The sequence below is a fragment of the Phycisphaeraceae bacterium genome, assembly GCA_019636655.1.
In the GTDB taxonomy this organism is placed as follows: domain Bacteria; phylum Planctomycetota; class Phycisphaerae; order Phycisphaerales; family UBA1924; genus JAHBXB01.
Genome location: JAHBXB010000004.1, coordinates 266,895 through 284,396, shown reverse-complemented (window position 1 = coordinate 284,396; position 17,502 = coordinate 266,895). Strand labels below are relative to the sequence as shown.

At 64.9% G+C, this 17,502-nt stretch carries 19 protein-coding genes and 1 pseudogene; 5 read left to right on the top strand and 15 right to left on the bottom strand.

What is annotated here, in order from left to right:
- Positions 1–263: 263 nt before the first annotated feature.
- The 4 genes from KF745_12890 to KF745_12875 are packed head-to-tail and all read right to left on the bottom strand — an operon-like array spanning position 264 to position 2,288.
- Positions 264–620, bottom strand: coding sequence for a hypothetical protein (locus KF745_12890; GenBank protein ID MBX3359309.1), 357 nt, complete (start codon positions 618–620; stop codon positions 264–266).
- A gap of 48 nt (positions 621–668) precedes the next feature.
- A complete protein-coding gene (locus KF745_12885; GenBank protein ID MBX3359308.1) occupies positions 669–1,091 on the bottom strand; it encodes a hypothetical protein in 423 nt (140 codons plus the stop codon).
- A 46-nt stretch (positions 1,092–1,137) separates the two neighbouring features.
- Positions 1,138–1,770, bottom strand: coding sequence for a hypothetical protein (locus tag KF745_12880; GenBank protein MBX3359307.1), 633 nt, complete (start codon positions 1,768–1,770; stop codon positions 1,138–1,140).
- Positions 1,771–1,784: 14 nt separating this feature from the next.
- Positions 1,785–2,288 carry a hypothetical protein gene (locus KF745_12875; protein ID MBX3359306.1) on the bottom strand — a complete coding sequence of 168 codons (504 nt, stop codon included), beginning with the start codon at positions 2,286–2,288 and terminating at the stop codon, positions 1,785–1,787.
- A gap of 273 nt (positions 2,289–2,561) precedes the next feature.
- Here KF745_12875 and KF745_12870 point away from each other — a divergent pair, with 273 nt between their 5' ends.
- Positions 2,562–3,002 (top strand): hypothetical protein, encoded by a 441-nt coding sequence (locus KF745_12870; protein ID MBX3359305.1) that lies wholly within the window; start codon positions 2,562–2,564, stop codon positions 3,000–3,002.
- A complete protein-coding gene (locus KF745_12865; protein ID MBX3359304.1) occupies positions 2,999–3,334 on the top strand; it encodes a hypothetical protein in 336 nt (111 codons plus the stop codon). Before KF745_12870 ends, KF745_12865 begins: the two co-directional genes overlap by 4 nt.
- Positions 3,335–3,893: 559 nt before the next feature.
- On the opposite strand, the gene KF745_12860 is transcribed toward KF745_12865, so the two are convergent.
- Positions 3,894–4,715, bottom strand: a complete 822-nt coding sequence (locus KF745_12860; protein ID MBX3359303.1) for an alpha/beta hydrolase — start codon at positions 4,713–4,715, stop codon at positions 3,894–3,896.
- A gap of 147 nt (positions 4,716–4,862) precedes the next feature.
- Here KF745_12860 and KF745_12855 point away from each other — a divergent pair.
- Positions 4,863–5,760, top strand: a pseudogene (locus tag KF745_12855) (transposase).
- A gap of 104 nt (positions 5,761–5,864) precedes the next feature.
- Here KF745_12855 and KF745_12850 read toward each other — a convergent pair.
- From KF745_12850 to cdaA, 3 genes are all read right to left on the bottom strand, one after another.
- Positions 5,865–6,437 (bottom strand): hypothetical protein, encoded by a 573-nt coding sequence (locus KF745_12850; protein MBX3359302.1) that lies wholly within the window; start codon positions 6,435–6,437, stop codon positions 5,865–5,867.
- A gap of 299 nt (positions 6,438–6,736) precedes the next feature.
- Entirely contained in the window at positions 6,737–7,876 is a 1,140-nt protein-coding gene (locus KF745_12845; GenBank protein ID MBX3359301.1) for a hypothetical protein, read from the bottom strand.
- A gap of 2 nt (positions 7,877–7,878) precedes the next feature.
- Positions 7,879–8,817, bottom strand: a complete 939-nt coding sequence (gene cdaA, locus KF745_12840; GenBank protein ID MBX3359300.1) for a diadenylate cyclase CdaA — start codon at positions 8,815–8,817, stop codon at positions 7,879–7,881.
- Between the two features lie 194 nt (positions 8,818–9,011).
- Between cdaA and KF745_12835 the strand changes: the two genes are divergently transcribed.
- Complete coding sequence (locus KF745_12835) at positions 9,012–9,284, top strand: NifU N-terminal domain-containing protein (protein ID MBX3359299.1); 273 nt, start codon at positions 9,012–9,014, stop codon at positions 9,282–9,284.
- Positions 9,285–9,359: 75 nt separating this feature from the next.
- Here the strand turns inward: KF745_12835 and KF745_12830 are convergent, their stop codons facing one another.
- On the bottom strand, positions 9,360–10,952 hold the full coding sequence (locus KF745_12830) for a right-handed parallel beta-helix repeat-containing protein (protein MBX3359298.1): 1,593 nt from the start codon (positions 10,950–10,952) through the stop codon (positions 9,360–9,362).
- Between the two features lie 385 nt (positions 10,953–11,337).
- Between KF745_12830 and mutY the strand changes: the two genes are divergently transcribed.
- Entirely contained in the window at positions 11,338–12,474 is a 1,137-nt protein-coding gene (mutY, locus tag KF745_12825) for an A/G-specific adenine glycosylase (GenBank protein ID MBX3359297.1), read from the top strand.
- On the opposite strand, the gene KF745_12820 is transcribed toward mutY, so the two are convergent.
- The 6 genes from KF745_12820 to KF745_12795 form a co-directional block, all read right to left on the bottom strand.
- On the bottom strand, positions 12,471–12,710 hold the full coding sequence (locus KF745_12820) for a hypothetical protein (GenBank protein MBX3359296.1): 240 nt from the start codon (positions 12,708–12,710) through the stop codon (positions 12,471–12,473). The genes mutY and KF745_12820 overlap by 4 nt on opposite strands.
- A 27-nt stretch (positions 12,711–12,737) precedes the next feature.
- Positions 12,738–13,379, bottom strand: a complete 642-nt coding sequence (locus KF745_12815) for a response regulator transcription factor (GenBank protein ID MBX3359295.1) — start codon at positions 13,377–13,379, stop codon at positions 12,738–12,740.
- Entirely contained in the window at positions 13,376–14,650 is a 1,275-nt protein-coding gene (locus tag KF745_12810; GenBank protein MBX3359294.1) for a PAS domain S-box protein, read from the bottom strand. Before KF745_12810 ends, KF745_12815 begins: the two co-directional genes overlap by 4 nt.
- Positions 14,651–15,222: 572 nt before the next feature.
- Complete coding sequence (locus KF745_12805; protein ID MBX3359293.1) at positions 15,223–15,747, bottom strand: peptidyl-prolyl cis-trans isomerase; 525 nt, start codon at positions 15,745–15,747, stop codon at positions 15,223–15,225.
- 41 nt (positions 15,748–15,788) lie between these two features.
- Complete coding sequence (locus tag KF745_12800) at positions 15,789–16,694, bottom strand: hypothetical protein (protein ID MBX3359292.1); 906 nt, start codon at positions 16,692–16,694, stop codon at positions 15,789–15,791.
- A 74-nt stretch (positions 16,695–16,768) separates the two neighbouring features.
- A complete protein-coding gene (locus tag KF745_12795; GenBank protein MBX3359291.1) occupies positions 16,769–17,293 on the bottom strand; it encodes a peptidyl-prolyl cis-trans isomerase in 525 nt (174 codons plus the stop codon).
- Positions 17,294–17,502: the final 209 nt, after the last annotated feature.

Here is a 17,502-nt window from a genome sequence, read left to right as displayed (position 1 = left end):
CCGCACCCCCGGCCTGCTCCGCGACATCGCCTTCCGCGGCGACTCCCAGTCCTGGCGCGACTGGGCCCAGCGCGAGGTGGTGCTGAGGGGGTATTAGGGTACGCCATTAGACCCGTCGCTCGCCGCGTTGACGGAGTCCTGCGAGCAATCCAGCACTCAAGGCAGGCACAGCACCATCCCCGAACCGCGCAACACAACCCCCTCCCGGCCAGCCCGGGAGGGGGCGACGAGAACTGCTCGGGCTGTCAACCCGGAGAGGGGAGCTAGGCGACCCGTGGAAGGAACCGTGAAGCGCCATCGAAGTCGGTCCCGAACACGAAGTTGAAGAACCCCGTCCCAGAAAGGGCTGCCGGGTCGATGAACCGTGTGAACCGTACCCGATCCTGAGCCTCGCCCGCCTCGCACTCGAGCACTCCATGCTCGGCGAGTACCTCTTCGCCTCGTCGGAAGGTCACTGCGAAGAACGCCCGACCACGAGGGCCGACGATCGGCGAGTCGAAGTCTACTTGAAACGTCGCATTGCATTGCTTGGCCTTGAAGGACACTACCGCGAACAGCTCACCGCTCTGGCTGAACAGCTTGCTGAACGCCACTGCATCGAATGGGAACGTGGTCTTCATCGTCATCTCCTTGTGAAGGGCTTGGTGGCTTGCGTGACGGCTGTCACCTCACCAACAAAACCGAGGCTCTCCTCCCGCCTGCACGGCTCTTTCGGATTCCGTGACACTTTCACGATCGAAGGCAGGCTCCTCGTCCTCGTCGCCGCCCTCGCTGCCTGACGAGTCCTCTGTGTCTTCCTGAGAGGTACCGACGAGCGAGTCCTCGAACTCACCGAGAAGCGCAAAGAGCGTGTTGTGACATTTTCTACACCGCGACTGATGCACCTCCACCGCACTCATCTCCGGCTCAGTGAGCCCACCTCGCAGGTAGGCATCGAAGACGGCGCGGCAGCTTCCGATACATCCGGTGTGGTCGAAGACGAAGGCGGAGCCCTCCGCAAGAGGGCGTGACAGGTCGGCTACACGGCGACCCTGCCGCCACATCGAGTGGCCATCGTGATCGTCGTTCTGCATGGACTCGTTCGTGACCATTGTGTGCTCCTGACTCCTTGGTTTCTCGTGCGCTCTCGAATCGCCGTTACGCGTGGCGATGCGCCTCAAGCTTCTCTCTCACTCGCTGACCTATGGCTTGGACGCGACGCCGGCTGCAGCCGATGGCTTCGCCGATGACGTCTTGGCGGCATCCCTCACTCTCCATTCTCCACACCCAGAACTCATCCGGAGTGAGCGCGTGTCGAATCCGTTCCGCGTGATCTCTCGTCTCTACGTCGTCCTCCGGATTCTCGACCGCCGCAGACTCAATCCCGCTTTCCCCTCCGCCGTACTTACGGCTCAGCGCGGTGGATGTCAGCACGGTTCTCATCCTCAGATACTTCATTAGCTGACAGGCTCTAAACGGCGCAAACTGGTTCTTGGAGTCTCGAAGGATGTCCGCAGGCACGACGCGATACTTGCCGTTTTCCGACACCCGCTTCTTACGCGCGATCGTTAGTACCATCGAGCCTCGTACCTGGCACACCATCAAACCACCGCAGACCTCGGCAGTTGTTTCGGCCGGTGGCACTTTGCCACCATGCGTATACGCACCAGCGATTCGGAGGACGTGCTCGATTATCCGTAGTCGGAGATCTTCGAGCCGTTGTCTATTGCCGAGGGCCGATACGATGTCGGTGTCTTCAAAGCTGCTGGTGCGCGGGTTGTTCGTTGGCATTGACGAGCTCCTGGTCAAGACCCCACAAGCTGCGAGATGCGGCTGAGAAAGCGACGATGCAGTGATTGCGACGCCAGACTGCGGGTTGCTTGAGCGACTTCCAGTGCCACTCGAAGACGCAGTACATTGGCAGCGACGATGGATGGTGACGGGCTTGGCTGGCGGTAGACCGCCGCGATTACGGCGGCGCTCTCCAACCTCTCCGACTCCACGGCGACAACCGAGAGCCCAAGACCGCGGCGTACGTTGCGATGAAGGCTCGCCCGAAGCTGGGCCCTCGCCATGCGCTGCAAGAGCGCAGGCGCTCCCGTCCCATTCGACGCGACCAGGTTGCGAAGACCGAACTGTGCCTCCGCACGTGACGCTGCAATGTTGATCTCGGCCGCAAGAAACTCGTCTATCGCCAAGATGGCTTGCCGATTGGCACGCTTCGTGACGAGGCCGCCACTCGGAGTAAGCGGGTGCTGCAGGGCAGCCAACGCGGTCGCTCGATCGAGGAACAGGTGGGCTCTGTTCATTGTCATGCCTCCTTCCCTAGACCGAGCTGGATGGAGTCCATGCACCCAATTCCGGCAAAACGCTCCGAACTTGGCCCCCGACCCGGGCGTGATGTGTTTCTTGCCATCACCTGGTATGGGTTACCGCAAGTCCAGGTATGACAACAGCCTGCGCCGCGCATCGGTGCGCCGCGCAGCGGTTGAATCCGCGAATCCTCGCGACTCGGCGGAGATTCCAGTTGTGCTTGCAGCTATTTGTTACTAGCCTGCGCCCACCTCGTGAGGAACCGCTTTGTGACGGACGTGCTGACTTCGGACCAGTTTGAATTGCTCGTCAGGATCATCGTGAGCGGCCGATTGTGGAACTACGAGTTGGGTAGACAGCTGACCGTTGACGGCAACCACGGCGACGATGCCGGGCTTCCCGGTCACCGACGCGGCATGCCGGTACGTCCAGAGCCGATTCCGTCAGTGATTGTCCGGTCAGGGGGAGCCCGTTCAAGGAAACTCAGACTGCTCCTGGAGAAGAAATACATCGAGATCTGTGGCATCGAACCAAGTGGGAAGGGCAGGGTCTACTACCAGGTGACGCCCGCTGGGAGGCTCGCAGTCGCCCAGCTGATCGCTACAATGAAGGATCGAGTCTTCCGGGGCGAGAATGCACTAGACGCGAGCAGCCACGTCCAAATCGCCTCGAACTCGCGCCTGCTATCGCAGGGGATACGAGACAAATGAACGACACCAACGTGCGCACGGCCAAGCACTCTGTTTCGTCAGCAGGCGAGGGGACAGCCACCGCGTGGGGTGCCGCAATCGACAGCCTTCCGGCCGCCTCGGAGATTGCTCGGTTGCTCTGGCCCCGCAATCGAGTGCTGAGCGAGCACGGACTGAAGCGACTTTCACAGGTGCTACTCGATCCAATCGACCGCGTAGAGTTTGTTGACGACGTCCACTGCATGGTGGAGCACTTCGCGGAGCTCGGCGTCGACGTTCTGCCGCTACGCGAGGCCGATGCAATTCTGGAGAACCTTCGCGAACGGCTCGCGATCAAGAGCTCCCACGACTAACGGCTCTCTTGGGCTTCTCAGGTCGTAACCGTTGTCGTCGGCTCATGATGGCCTGGTTTTCGCTCGCCCGAGCCCAGCGCTGGGTCTGCATTGGAAAGCGCTGTACCCACCTGTCCGTCATGGATCACGAGCACCGTTAGCTGGACCGCGCCCTCCGGCTCCGCACCGCATCCCCCTGACGTTCTTCACCGCCTTCCAACGCCGGAATCGTCTCGCCCTCAACCGCCCAGCGGGCCACGCGTCTTCTGTGGGCTCAATCGGTGGCGAGCGTGGACAAGACGGGAAGCTAATGCCACGGACGTCGCTCCAAGCGTCGACTTCGCCGCGTTTTGCGCCGCCCCCAGCGCAACCTTGCGTATTCCTGCGGGAATCCGTTGACTATTCGAGTCCAGCCAAGCCCATTCTCTCACACCCCGTCACGTCGCATTGAAACGCAAGTCCCCGCGCTGGAGCTACTGCGCGATTCACTCGCTTCGAGATGACGGTTGCTGACTTCGCTTCGCCGGGCGAGAGCCTCCGCGCAATCAACGTGGGCCGAGCCCCGATAGCGGGCGAGCCGCTATTGATGTGGCAGGGCCTTGGTGCTCCCGCTCTGGGTCGCCGCCCTCTTGATTACATCTGCCACTTCGGGCGCGCGAGAGATGTAGACGGAGTGGCTCGCCCCGGCAAGCTCGGTCGTGTCGCTCCCGGCGCGCGCGGCGTACCACCGCTCGAGGTCCGGGTTGATGGTCTTGTCGCTCCCGGCGACGATCATCCAGCTCGGCCTTGTCTTCCACGCGGGTGTTGTGATGATCGCGCCGAAGTTGTCGGCGTGGATCAGCACCTGCGAGTGGGCGTTGAAGGATGCTTCATCCTGCGGCAGGTCCGCCGCGAAGTACTCGTGGAACTGCGCTGGCTCGAGATAGAGAAAGCCGTCGGGGGTCCTCCGGACTGCACCGGACTTGCTCAGCTCGCTTGGGAACTTCTTCCCGGTGAACGCCTCGCTCTCGCCAGTATCGGGCATGTGCGCCGCGACGTACACTAGGCCGACGACATTCTCGTGATTCCCAGCTTCGGTGATCACCGCCCCACCGTAGCTGTGCGCGACAAGAAGACATGGCCCGTCCTGGAGCGCGAGCACGCGCCGAACAGCAGCCACGTCTTCCGTGTAGGATGTGAGCGGCGGTTGCACAATGCTGACGCTGTAGCCATCGGCCACAAGGGCATCTCGCACACCACGCCAGCCGGAGCCGTCGGCCCACGCGCCATGTACCAACACGATGTTCCTGATCGGTGAGAGGCTCCTACTGGTTGACACGTCAGCGGTGTGTGTCGGCTGCGTTTGGCAGGCAGCGAGCAGTGAGGTCAGCGTGACGACGAGTATGGCTGCTGTCCTTCGCACGGTCGAACTCCTTCGTGCCACGGCCGGCCGCAATGTCGAATGGCGCACGCTACCCGATTGTCGACTTCGTCGCCGCTATAGCAGGTTGTTGAAAAAACCGAGCCGACGGGGCGCAACCGATCGACCGCGGCGTGCGCAGATGGTGGTATGCGAGGCACACCCGAGCGTCAAGCGGCGATCTGCCACACGTTCAACGTCGAGGACCTGATCGAGGCGGGGCACCCGCTGCGGCCCACCAAGCGGATGGTGGACAGAACCCTGGCGGGCATATCCCGCACGTTCAAGGCGGCGTACAGAGAGGTGGGCCGGCCGGGCATCCCGCCCGAGACGCTGCTCAAGTCCCTGCTCTTGCTGTGCCTGTACACCATCCTGGTCCGAGCGGGAGCTGTGCCGGCAGCTCAAGACCGACCTGCTCTTCCGCTGGTTCCTCGATCTCCAACCCTCCGACGATGTCTTCGACCATTCGGTCTTTACGCACAACCGGGATCGTCTGGCCGAGCACGGGATCACGCAGAAGTTCTTCGACTCGGTGGTGAGGCAGGCGATCGAGGCGGGTCTGAGCAGCGACGAGCACTTCACGGTGGACGGCTCGCTGATCCACGGGGTGGTGATGAGCGTGCGGGTGGACCAGGCCAGCGGCACGGCCGAGCGTGAGAGCACGCTGAAGATGCTCGACCATCTGGAGCGTCGCCACGGCGTGCGGCCGCGCACGCTGGGAGCGGACAAGGGGTACGACTCGGGGCCGTTCCTAGTGGAGCTGGAGCGTCGCTGGATCGAGCCGCACGTGGCGTCAAGGCCGGGCGCATCGAGCCCCGCGACGACGGCTCATGGGCCCGGCGGTTCGTGCGGAGTGAGCGGCACCGGGCAGCATTCAAGAAGAGCCAACGACGGCGGAAGCTGGTGGAGGAGTTCTTCGGGTGGGCCAAGACGGTGGCCCTGATGCGACGGGCCCGTCACGTTGGACGCGGCACGATCCGGCAGTGCTTCGAGATGGCCGCCGCGGCGTACAACCTGGGTGCGGATGAAGAACCTGCTGGCTGCGTAGCCCACGATCACCACCAAACCCCGAGCCTCCCGAGGGGAGATCCCCACGCGGGTACCGCTCGCGCCTATTCGCCGCCATTCTTCAACGGCCTGCTAGAGCGGGCATCACTTCTTCTCCGGCTGCCACTCGATCAAGCCGGATTGGCCGGGGTGCGACGCTTCATCCTTGTTTCGCCACTCAAACGACACACTTAGCGGCAGATTCATCGCCTTGGCAAGGTTGAACGCCCGCTCGCAGGAATGATTGGAATCGCATCCCTGGATGGACAGATCGGCCTCGGGCAGGTACCGGTAGCCGTCGGACTCGAATCGGCCCTGCTTCAGGTTCGCACCTGATGACTTACGCACCGCCTCGAACGATCCGAGTTGCTTCCGGGCCATGATGTGCATGTCGCGCAGCAGGCTGTTCCAGTCGGGGCGATGAAACTCAGTGCCGCCGACGGTCGCCGAAAGAAGGCGGGTATGGGTGAGGTCTCGCGTGCCGACGGAAAGGCGAACGACCTTGTCGCTCGCTCCAGCATGGCCGTTTCCGAAATGCTTGCCGTTTAGAGAGATGCCTTTCCGTTCGAGCAGCAAGTCCAAGGCACGCGAGGCCACCGAATCCTCCGTGTCCACAAACGGCTCTGCGGCGGCCTTGAGTTTCGCATAGGTCGTGTCGGAAAGCGTGATTGTCGGCACGGGAATGCTCCGGCGTTCGTACAATGCGTACACAACGCACATACCATACCATGCATTCACGGCGATTCAAGTTCGTATCGTCAGTATGCGCATACGTACTGCTATACTTGATCTGTTCGTTATTTGGATGGATATTCGGCACATCTGCTATGCGACAGCGCCGAACCGTGAAGGGCACGCGACGTCCTACCTGCGTAACACAGGCCTTCCGCGTTGCTCCAAGAGCGTGCTGCTTCATACCACGACGGTGCAACACCGCATTGGCGGTTCGTCGGTCGGCCACCCGGCGGGTCGAGCACCTAATCGAGGACGCCGCTGGTCTCGGTGTCCCCCGGGGGAAGGGTCGGGGCGGCGCCCGAGGACGGGCCCGTCCCGTTTCGGCGCTTGATCTTGAGGCCGACGCGCCGGTTCTCGGCGGAGAACCGCAGCGGCGCGACCTGCTCGAGGAGCGCCGATTCGGCCGTGGGGCCGGGGGCCTCGGCGCCGGTGCCGAGGAGGGTTCCCGAGACGGGGGCGAAGACGGCGAGCTTGGAATCGATGCCCTTCTGCAGGTCGTCGGTCGTGAGGACGACGAAGGCGATCGCGACCAGGTCCCGCTTCTTGAGCTGCTCGATCAGTTCGGTGGGGCCGGAGACCTCGACGTCGCGGAGCAGCGGCTCGGTCACCTGGACGTCCCACTCCCGGCCCTCGGTCGGCGGGAGGGTGATCCAGACGGGGACCGGGGGGAGCTGGAGCCGGTCGATGGTCTTGCGGAGGCGGAGGGTGATCCGGACGGTGTCCGGCTCGATTCGCGTGAAGTCTGACTTGTCCAGCGGCGCCGGCGGGCGGACCCGGACCTTGACGGTCTGCTGGCCCTCATCCCGGAGCTGGGCGATGTCGTCCGGGGTGAGCGAGGCGACGGCGAAGGCACCCTCCTCGAGCTTGGCCACATCCGCGGACGAGGCGTGGATCGTGACTTCGGAGGGGACGATGGTGTCGGCGATGGCGGAGCCATCGGCGCCGAGCGCGCTCAGGTCGGCCCGCACGGGCAGCCGGACCGCGGCCAGTTTCGTCACGCCGACGGTGACGGTCGAGGGCTCGACAAAGACAACGCTCACGCCGGTCCTGGCCAGCTCGGAGTTCTGACGCAGCAGGTCCGCGGTGCCCAGCGTGTGGTCTCCCGCCTGGCCGGGGACGCCGCCGACCCCGGGCGTCAGGCGGAGCGAGCGCCCGAGCAGCCGCTCGGCCTCATCGATCGCCGCCGTTGTCCCCTCGAGCCGGACACGGAACGTGTCGGCCGACTGCGGCTCGATCTGCCGGATCGCAACGTCGTCGCCCTGTGCTTCGAAGACAAGGCGGGTGGTGACGGTGGTGATGCGGACGCTCTCGGCCTCGGCCCACATCCAGATGAGGAGGGAGAAGGCGGTGACGACGGCGATCATCTTGACTCGCTGGAGCACGGTCAGGCCCCCTTCTCGCCGGCGGCGACGCCCTCGGCCCTGGACTTGAGGAGTTCCTTGGCGGCGCCGTCCTTGGCCCCGTTCTTGCCGCGGAGGCGGTCGATGCTGTGTCCGATGGCGGAGAGTTCCTGCTGGACGTCGATGCCGTGCCCGCCGCGGACGCGGGCGATGATCTCGTCCTTGAGGGCCGCGGGCGTGAAGCCGCGGTCAAGCCGGCCGCGCTCGGCGATGCTGAGCATGCCGGTCTCCTCGCTCACCACGACGACGAGCGCATCGCACTCCTTGCTGAGCCCCACGGCGGCCCGGTGCCTGGAGCCGAGGGAGGCGTCGGGCATCTCCTCGGGCTCGGCGAGCGGGAGCTGGACACCGGCGGACTCGATCCGATCGGCCTTGATGACGACCGCAAGATCGTGCAGGGCCGAGCCGGGGAAGAAGATGGTCTGGAGCAACCGGGCCGATACCTCGGCCCCGACGGTGGTGCCGCCCTCGATCAGGCCCTTGAGGCCGATCTCCCGCTCGATCACGATCAGGGCGCCGAACTTGGCCTTGCTCAGGAACGCGCAGGCATCGACGATCGCGGAAGCCGTCGCCTCGATCTGCGTCGGGACCCGGCGGAACACCTGGGCCTCGCCGAGGCGGATCAGGCCGCGCCGGAGTTCGGGCTGGAAAACGACGATGAGGGTGATGGCGAGGAGTGTGAGGAAGTTGTCGTAGAGGTACCGCAGCCGCTGGAACGCCTCGGTGCCGCCCAGGACGCGGACCATGACCGTCGCGATAACCAGCAGGAGCAGGACGCCGCGAAGAGCCCCAACGGCGCGCGTCCCCTGGACGAAGCGGACGACCACGTAGACGACGATCCAGATGATGCCCACCTCGATGAGCACCTGCCAGAGCGGGTACGCCCCCAGCCGTTCCGCGAGTTGTGCGATCCGCGCAAACATCACCGCTCCACGCCCGCCCACCCGTCCAGAACCTGTCGGCGCCGCACCTCTTGTACCCGACGCCCCATCGGGCGATCCGCAAACGCGCCCGGCTGGACCCTGATTCCCGTACAACGAGTCTAACACCGTACCTCGCGCGGGGCCGCCGGTATGATCGGCTCCCCGCCGGCCGACCGGCCCGGAGCGATCGTCGCATGCCCTACGCCGTCACCGCCTTTGAACCCACGCCCAACCCGCTCGCGCTCAAGTGCGTGCTGGACCGCACGGTGGCGTCACCCCCGAAGTCGTTCCGCACCCGGCCGGCCGCCGGCGTGGCGGGCGATCCGGTGGCCGAAGCGCTGTTTGCGATCGAGGGGGTCGAGGGGCTGTACCTGTGCGACGACTGGATCACGGTTCGCAAGGCCGAGTCGGCCGCGTGGGACCGGATCCGACCGGCCGTCAGGGCGGCCCTCGCCCGGGTGCCGTAGCCGGCCGCCAAAGGAAAGGGGCCGGTCCTTTCGGAACCGGCCCCGACACGAACTCATGCTGTAAACCGGCACGACTCAGTTCGCGAACCCGGCCTTGAGTCTCAGCAGCAGCGCCCCGATGGTCGGCCCCTGCACGCCGCGACGCATCTGCTTCGCGAGGGCGACATCCGACTCGGAGATCCCAACGCTGGGATCGGGGTAGCCGGAGGTGATGGTCCCGGTCTGGCTGTAGCTGGGCTGGCGGTTGCCCGACCGGGCGAAGGTGCCGCCGCTCCCGGGCCACTGGTAGACACGGGTACCGACGAAGCTGACGCCGGTGACACCCGAGCCCGGGTCGGTGTGCATCTCGACGGCGCACGAATCGGGGTTGCGGGCGAGGGGGCCGCTGGTCGGCCCCTTTCGGGCGATGACCAGGTTCTCCACGGTGCAGCTGCGGACGTTCTCGAGCCAGAAGCCGACGCCGCGGAGATAGGACGGCTGCCCGTCACGGATGTTGGTGCCGTCGAGTACGTAGGTGTTGCGGACGATACCGGTGACACCGCCGGGGTATCCCCCTGGGGTGTCGGTGCCGGTCGCGGAGCCCATGCGGGGGCCGATGGCGCACCGGGTGATGATGCAGTCCTCGATCGTTCCGCCGGCGCGGAGGTCCGGGCCCATGCACCCGCCGTTGGAGACGAGGTTCTTGCGGAAGATGATGCCCGGGGCGGTGTCCTGGCAGTACACCGACTGGCTGCGGATGCCGGGGATCGATCCGGGGCGGATGTCCGGGTGGTCGCCGCAGCGGTCGATGACGCACTCCTCGATCGTGACGGGGGCGTGGGTGAGGGCGATGTAGAAGCCGGAGTTGGCCTCGTTGTCGCCGTTGTTGCCCGGGCCGCCCATGTCGATGATCGAGCGACGGATCACGAACCCGTCGTTCATGTCCTGCAGAACGATGTTGAGCGTGCAGTGGTGGACGTGGCAGTCCTCGATCAGGACGTTGCTGCCACCGCCAACCTGCCACTGGATCGCCGCGGTGTGGCGGCTGGTGTACCCCGAAATCTCCAGTCCGGAGATGATGAGGTTACCGTTGGAGTTGCTCCGCTCGAAGATGCCATCGCGGGTCTTGGAGGTCGGCTGGATCCGGGGGCGGGGGCCGGTCCCGTACGAGCCGATGACCATCCGCTCGCTGGCCGAGCGGCCGGTCTTGCCCCAGCCGGGGAACTCCTCGGTCCAGACGTCGCCGCACTGCAGGAGCATCTGGTCGGGGAACGTGTTCCGCAGCAGAGCGTAGCCCGCGGCGAGGGTTCGCACGGGGCTGGACGGGCTGAGGCCGGAGTTGGAGTTGTTCCCGGCCGACGAACTGACGTAGACGACCCGGGCGCCCGCGGCGGGCGTGAGGTCGGTCCAGCCGACGTTGCCACCACCACCGGTGCCGTTCGCGACCGCGTCGTACCACGCGCTCGAGAAGATGGCAACATCGGTCGGCGTCAGCAGCCCATCCGAGTTGGTGTCGGCCTCAACAGATCCTGTGGATATGCCGGACGTCCACGCGGCGACGTACGTCGCGATATCTCGGACGTCAACGGTCCCATTGTGGTCGAAATCCGGATCGACCGCCCCATTGGTCAGACCGGCCAGACCGGTCACGACGAGCAGCGTTGCCGCCGCTTTCCACACAACTTTCATCTGTGCCTCCATCCGTGAACGGAAAAACGCTGAACGGACTCCATGGTCCTGCGACGGCGCGGTCCAACCACGCCGCCGATCATGCCTGGGACGAACAAACCCCCGAACACAACCCCCGCGAGGATCCCCGGCGGCAAGCCGCCCGAGATGTGTGGGCTTCCCCCCCACCCACCCGCGCCCGGCGTTTCCACCGGAATACGAACCCCGCCCCACTCCCGGCGGGCAGGATCGCCCGCGATGATCACCCGATATTCACAACCGGTTGCACCCCGGTTCCTCGCTAACAGGAAGACGAGAAACAAAATTCTGCAACCGATTGGTAAATGCGTGCGCCGGCGGGAATAGTGGCCGAATTCGGCGCGTTCCTTTGATGTACGATGGCCCGATGAAGCCAGCGAGGCCTCGCGAACGTTCGGCAAAAAACCTCGAGAATCGCAGTGTTTCGCGCGAGGTCGAGTCGTGGTTTTTGCGCGCTGCAAGGCCGCTGCCGTGGAGGCGATCGCCGCGCGATCCGTACCACGCATTCATCTCCGAATCCATGCTCCAGCAGACGCAGGTGTCGCGCGTCGTCGATCGCTTTACCGAGTTCGTTGGCCGCTACCCGACCGTCGAGGATCTTGCCGCGGCGGACGAACAGGACGTGCTGGCCCTCTGGTCTGGTCTGGGGTACTACCGGCGCGCCAGAAACCTGTTGGCGGCAGCCCGCGTCATCGCCCGTGAGCACTCTGGCCGCATCCCCCCCCGGATGCAGGACTTACTGCGACTACCGGGGGTCGGCCGGTACACCGCCGGCGCGATCGCGTCCATCGGACTTGGCCAGCGGGTCCCGATTGTTGATGGGAATGTCTCAAGGGTTCTCCTCAGGCTCCACGGCAAGGCCGCTGACCCATCTAAGCGGGCGACGGTCGAGTGGACGTGGAAAGCCGCGGAGGGCCTGGTCGCGGCGGCGGGGGATCCCGCATTGCTCAATGAGGGGTTGATGGAGCTGGGGGCTACGGTGTGCACGCCGAAGTCGCCCGCGTGCGGCGGTTGTCCGCTCGCGGACTGGTGCGTGGCGAGGCAGCAGGGCGTGACCGGTGAGATCCCTCGACCGAAGCGGCGGCTCGCGGACTCGGAGAAGACCGTGGTGCGGTGCCTCAGCGCGGTGATCGTGGACCCGGAGTCCACGCGGGTCCTTGTGGAACGGCGTGCGACGAGCGGTTTGTGGGCGGGCCTGTGGCAGGTGCCGACCCTGGAGTCGACAGGCGTGCGTCCGACTCGGGTGGCGCTTGCTCGGTCGCTGGGCGTCAGATTGCAGGCGGTGGGTGTCCGCCCGATGGCCAGGTTGGAGCATCACACGAGTCACCGCCTGATCAACGTGGCCGTGTATCGGGTCGATCACAATGCGACGTTCGGGGAACCCAGGCGATGGCTCGGTATCGGCGAGGCTCTGCGGCTTCCGCTGTCGAGCCTGCAGGCGGAGATCCTGCGCATGGCAAACCGCGTCTTGGAGGAGCTGGCTGAAAGGCCCGCGGTGACTTAGAGCGAACGACCAGAGCCACGGCGATGACGCGCTTCGATCGCACGGTCCAGCACCTTTCGGCAGCAGTGCAGCGCCGTGTTCAGATCGGCCTGAGGCCCGCTCAGGAGATCCGAGTAGTCGTGCTCGATCGCCTGGATGTGGTGCGCGAGCCTCTCGACCTGCATGAACAACAGACCCTCGCGGTCGGCAGGGGCTGGCCCTTGCGGAGTTGTCGTGCTGCGTCGGTCAGTGGGCATGAATGGCCCTCGCCGGGAGTGTAGGTGCTACGACTCAGCATCGAGGGGAAGGCCAGCCGCATTGATCAGATCCCGAACCTGGATTGTCTTGCGAACGCCGAGCTTCCTCAGGATGTTGCGGCGGTGGAACTCGACGGTCTTCTCTGTCCGGAAGATTTCCTGGGCGATCTCGCGGGACGACTTGCCGTCCAGCACACGCCGGAGGATGTCCTTTTCGCGTCGCGTGAGCCGGGCCAGCCGTGCGGCGGCGTCGGCGGCGCTGCCCTTGCGACGCCGCGACTCAGCGTCGCGGGCGAGGGCTTCCCGGATCCTCGACAGCAACTGGTCCTGGTTGAACGGCTTCTCGAGGAAATCCAGGGCGCCGGCCTTCATCGCACCGACCGCTGTGGCGACATCGGCATAGCCCGTGATAAAGATGATCGGCAGGTCGTCGCCTCGCTCGGCGAGGGTCTTCTGCAGCGCAAGCCCGCTCTGGCCCGACATGCGCACATCGGTGACAAGACAGCCTGGGCGTGTCCCTTCGAACGCGCCGAGGAACGCCTCGGCCGTTGCAAACCCCGCGCTAGCGATTCCGGCTGATGAGAGCAACGAAGAAAGCGAATCGCGGACTGCGGCGTCGTCGTCCACGATAAACACAGTCGGTCGATCTGCGGGTTCGGGCATCGTCATGGCCTCTCCGAGATGCATGGGAGTGTAAATGAAAACACCGCGCCGCCGGAGGCACCGGGCTCGGCCCAAAGGCGTCCGGCGTGCGACTCGATGATCGTTCTGCTGATCGAGAGCCCCAGGCCCATGCCGTTCGGCTTGGTGGTATAGAACGCGTGGAACAGCCTGCTGGCGTCGACACCCGCCAAACCGACCCCGTAGTCGGTAACGGACACTACGACCGAATCGCCGCTCGCCTCTGCACGAACGATGATCTCGGTATCCGCGGGGGGGCCACCGGGAAGGGCCCTGCAGGAATCCGCCGCGTTGCGCACGAGGTTGAGCACGACCTGCTGGATCTGGACCTTGTCGATCTGGACCCGGGCGAGTAACGGCGCGATGCACATGCGGACCATGATGCCGTCGCCGCCCGCTGCTTCGGCGAGCATCTCGATCTCACCGAGGACCTCGGCGATCGAGACGGGCTCGTGGCGGTGGGATCGGTGCCGGACAAACGCGGTGAGATTGCGGACGACGTCGCCGGCGCGAAGAGCCTGCTGAAGGGCCTTTTCGACGTTCTCCGCGGCGCCGCCGGGGGCATCGCCTGTGCTTGCGAGGTGGTTCTTCGCCGCCTGCAGGTAGGTCGCGATCGCGGCGAGGGGCTGGTTGATCTCGTGGGCGATCTCCGCGGCCATCTCCCCGGCGATCGACAGCCTCGAGACCTGCGTCATCTCGGTCTCGATCGCCCGTGACCGCTGCTCGGCGGCCCGCTGCCGCGTGACGTCCGTCACCATGGCGATCGCTCCGGCAAACCGACCGGAATCGTCGAAGATGGGGCTCGTCGAGCAGCTGGTCCACAGGTCGTCGCCGGCACGTGTAATGAACCGGAAGTCGTGGCGTTCCCGTACTCCTTCCCGTCGATGATCGAAGTGCCTGCGCGCCTCGGCGCACGCGGCATCGTCCATGAACTCCCACAACGGACGGCCGAGCATCGAGTCCGGGGTGTGCCCGAGCATCTCCGCCATGCGCGCGTTGACGAGCGTGGTCCGAGCCTGGTGGTCGATGAGCCAGATCCCCTCGTGCGCCGTATCAACGATCGACCGGTACCTCGTCTCGCTGTTCCGCAGCGCCATCTCGAGACGCTTGTAGCGGGTGATATCGTGGTGCGCGACGAGCACATGGTGATCGCCGAGTCGCCACGCCCTGATCAGGTACCAGCGGTACTCGCCGTCGATCCGGTAGGAGTACTCGGCCTCGGCCTCGGCTCGCCTTCTCTCCAGCACCTCGCGCAGCACGGCGGAAGAGATCTCTCCTGCGGGCTCGCCGTGGGCTGCGGCCGCTTCGCAGAGGGCGAGATAGTTCGTGCCCGGGCGAGCCCGGTCTGCGGTCAGGCCGCATCGCAGGACAAAATCCCGCCACTGACGGTTTGTCGCACGTATCCCGCCTTCGGAATCAAGGATCACCAATCGGATCGGCAGGGCATCGAAGACTGCGGCAGTGAGTCCCTGTGGCGCCGCGGCAAGATCGGCGCATACATCAGCGGCCGGATAAAATCCGGCTACGGCGATGGGGGCGCCGCTCGCTGTGACCACACGTGATGGGCCACTTCTGACGCGGCCAGCGGCCGCGCCGTTCGACATTCCTGGTCGCACTCGATCCACTGGATTTGCTGCCCTATCCGAACGAGATCGCTTGACGCTTCGATCTCGGTCGGATCGCCGAAGACTCATGGCCTAGGGGAAAACTCAGTGATTCCCGCTCCTCGACGGCGACTCCTGGATTCTAACGCGTATCGCGGCAGCATTTCTTTGGTATTTACCCGAGTTTCTCAAAGGAAATCACGTACTCTACGCAAACACCGCATCGTTTAGATGAATTTCGCTGCCTCATCGGTGGGAACGCGGCTCACAGAGGTCATGACAACAGCGGTCGTCGGGACGTCCTGCATGCCGCCACGGGTCGTGGTCTTCACGGCGCGGATCTGGTCGACGACCTCCATCCCCGAGACCACCTTGCCGAAGACGGCATACGCCGCGCCATCGGCCTGGGCCTGGTCAAGGAAGCTGTTGTCAACGACGTTGATGAAGAACTGGCAGGTGGCCGAGTCAGGCTTGCCGCCCAACCGGGCCATGGCGAGCGTGCCGCGGGTGTTCTTGAGGCCGTTGTGCCATTCGTTGATGATTGGGGCGTCAGTGGGCTTCTGCTTCATGTCGGGGGTGAAGCCGCCGCCCTGCACCATGAAGTTGGAGATCACGCGATGGAAGATCGTGCCGTTGTAGTGGCCCTTGTCGACGTATGCGAGGAAGTTCTTGGACGACACCGGGGCCTTGGCGGCGTCAACCCGGACGACGATGTCGCCAAAAGACGTGGTGAACTTGATGAGGTCGGACATGGCTGAGCCTTTCGGGGCGGGGCGAGCCGCGGCTCGCGGTTCTATTCTGGAAAAAGAAGCTGGAACTGGACCCGCAGCGTCCAGTCCGGACCGTTGTCAGGAGTGACTACATTGCCGTACGCCTGGACGGAGGCGTTGATCGGCTGGTCGCCGATGTGGAAGATCTTGCCGAACCCGCCGCCAAGCGGAACGATCCAGCGGTCATCGTCGTCGGCCTGCCAGTTTGCGGTGATGATCGGCGAACTGGTCAGGTACCAGCCGTCGTGCAGGTTGTAGTTGACGAAGGGCTGGAGCGTCATCGAGTTGACGCTGGCGCGATCGCTCTCGCCTGCGAACGACCAGATGTTGTTGACCAGGGCCCCGACTACCCATGGACCGTCCATGTACAGGCCGACAACCGTCGGGCCGGCGCCCCACTTGCCACTTCCCAGCGAATCGGATGTCGCCGAGGGGAAGAGGAACACGGGACCGGCGCCCCAGATGAACTTGCTCGCTTTCGCCGGGGACAGGAACATCGAGAAAACGATGTCGCCCAGGCCGAACTCGTAATCGTCATCGGGCAGCGGCTTGGGCTGGTAGATCACCGGCAGGATCGTCCGCGTGATCAGGTTGAGATCCTCGCTCAGGTGGAACGGGATGACCGGCTGGATGTTCAGGACATTCTGAATGTCGTTGTCCGGTCCGACGCCGAAGTTGATGTTGTTCTGGAAGGGAAGGCTGATCAGGTTGGCGACCGGATTCTGCGCCTGCCGGGCCAGGTTGCTGTTGCTGTCGCGATCCCCGCTGGCGCTCGGGATCGCCTCCGGGGGGGAGCTTGGTTCTGCGGCGCTGGCCGGGGGATCCTGGTCGAACCACGCGGGCAGCAGGTCGGCCAGCCAATCCGTTTCGCCGGCAAAGGCCGGCGAGGCGAGCGACAACGCGGCCACAAGCCCGATACTCCGAAGCATCCGCAACCTCCTTCGTTCATCCCGTTGTGAACGCGAAGCCTCGCCCCCCGGCCGGTATGAAGCCTGTGTCAGAGCTACTTCTTCGTCGCCGCGCCGCCCTTGATGATCTCCGCCGCCTGCTCGGGGGTGAGCCTCGTGACGGAGTTGATCGTGATCGGCTCGACTGGAACGTTGGCGTGCGGTCGCTTGGTGGTGGTCTCGACGGACTTAATGGCGTCGACCACATCCATTCCGGCGACAACCTTGCCGAAGACCGCGTAGGCGGCGCCGTCGTTGGGGGCATCCAGGCCCGGATTGTCCTGGACGTTGATGAAGAACTGGCTCGTCGCTGAGTCGGCCACGTTTGTGCGTGCCATCGCGATCGATCCCCGCACGTTCTTCAGGCCGTTCTTCCACTCGTTCTTGATCGGCTTGTCAGTGGCCTTCTGCTCCATGTCGGGCGTAAACCCGCCTCCCTGGATCATGAAGCCGTCCATCACGCGGTGGAAGATCGTTCCGTTGTAGAAATCCTTGTCGACATACGAGAGGAAGTTCGCGGTGGAGATCGGCGCCTTCTCCTCGTTGAGTTCGATGATGATGTTGCCCTTGGAGGTCGCCATCTTGACGTAGACGACCTTTGCCACCGCAGGCGCCGGGGCCTCCTTTGCCGGGTCCGCGGCCGCGGGCGCGGCGGGCTGCTTCTCGGTGACCTGCGCCTGTTCAGGGCGATCCACCGTGGGCGTTCCGAGAGCGATCGCGCCGGCCGTGGCGCAGAGCGAGGCGATGAGAACTGCGGCGTGACGGGTGAGCATTTCGATCTCCTGTTGCT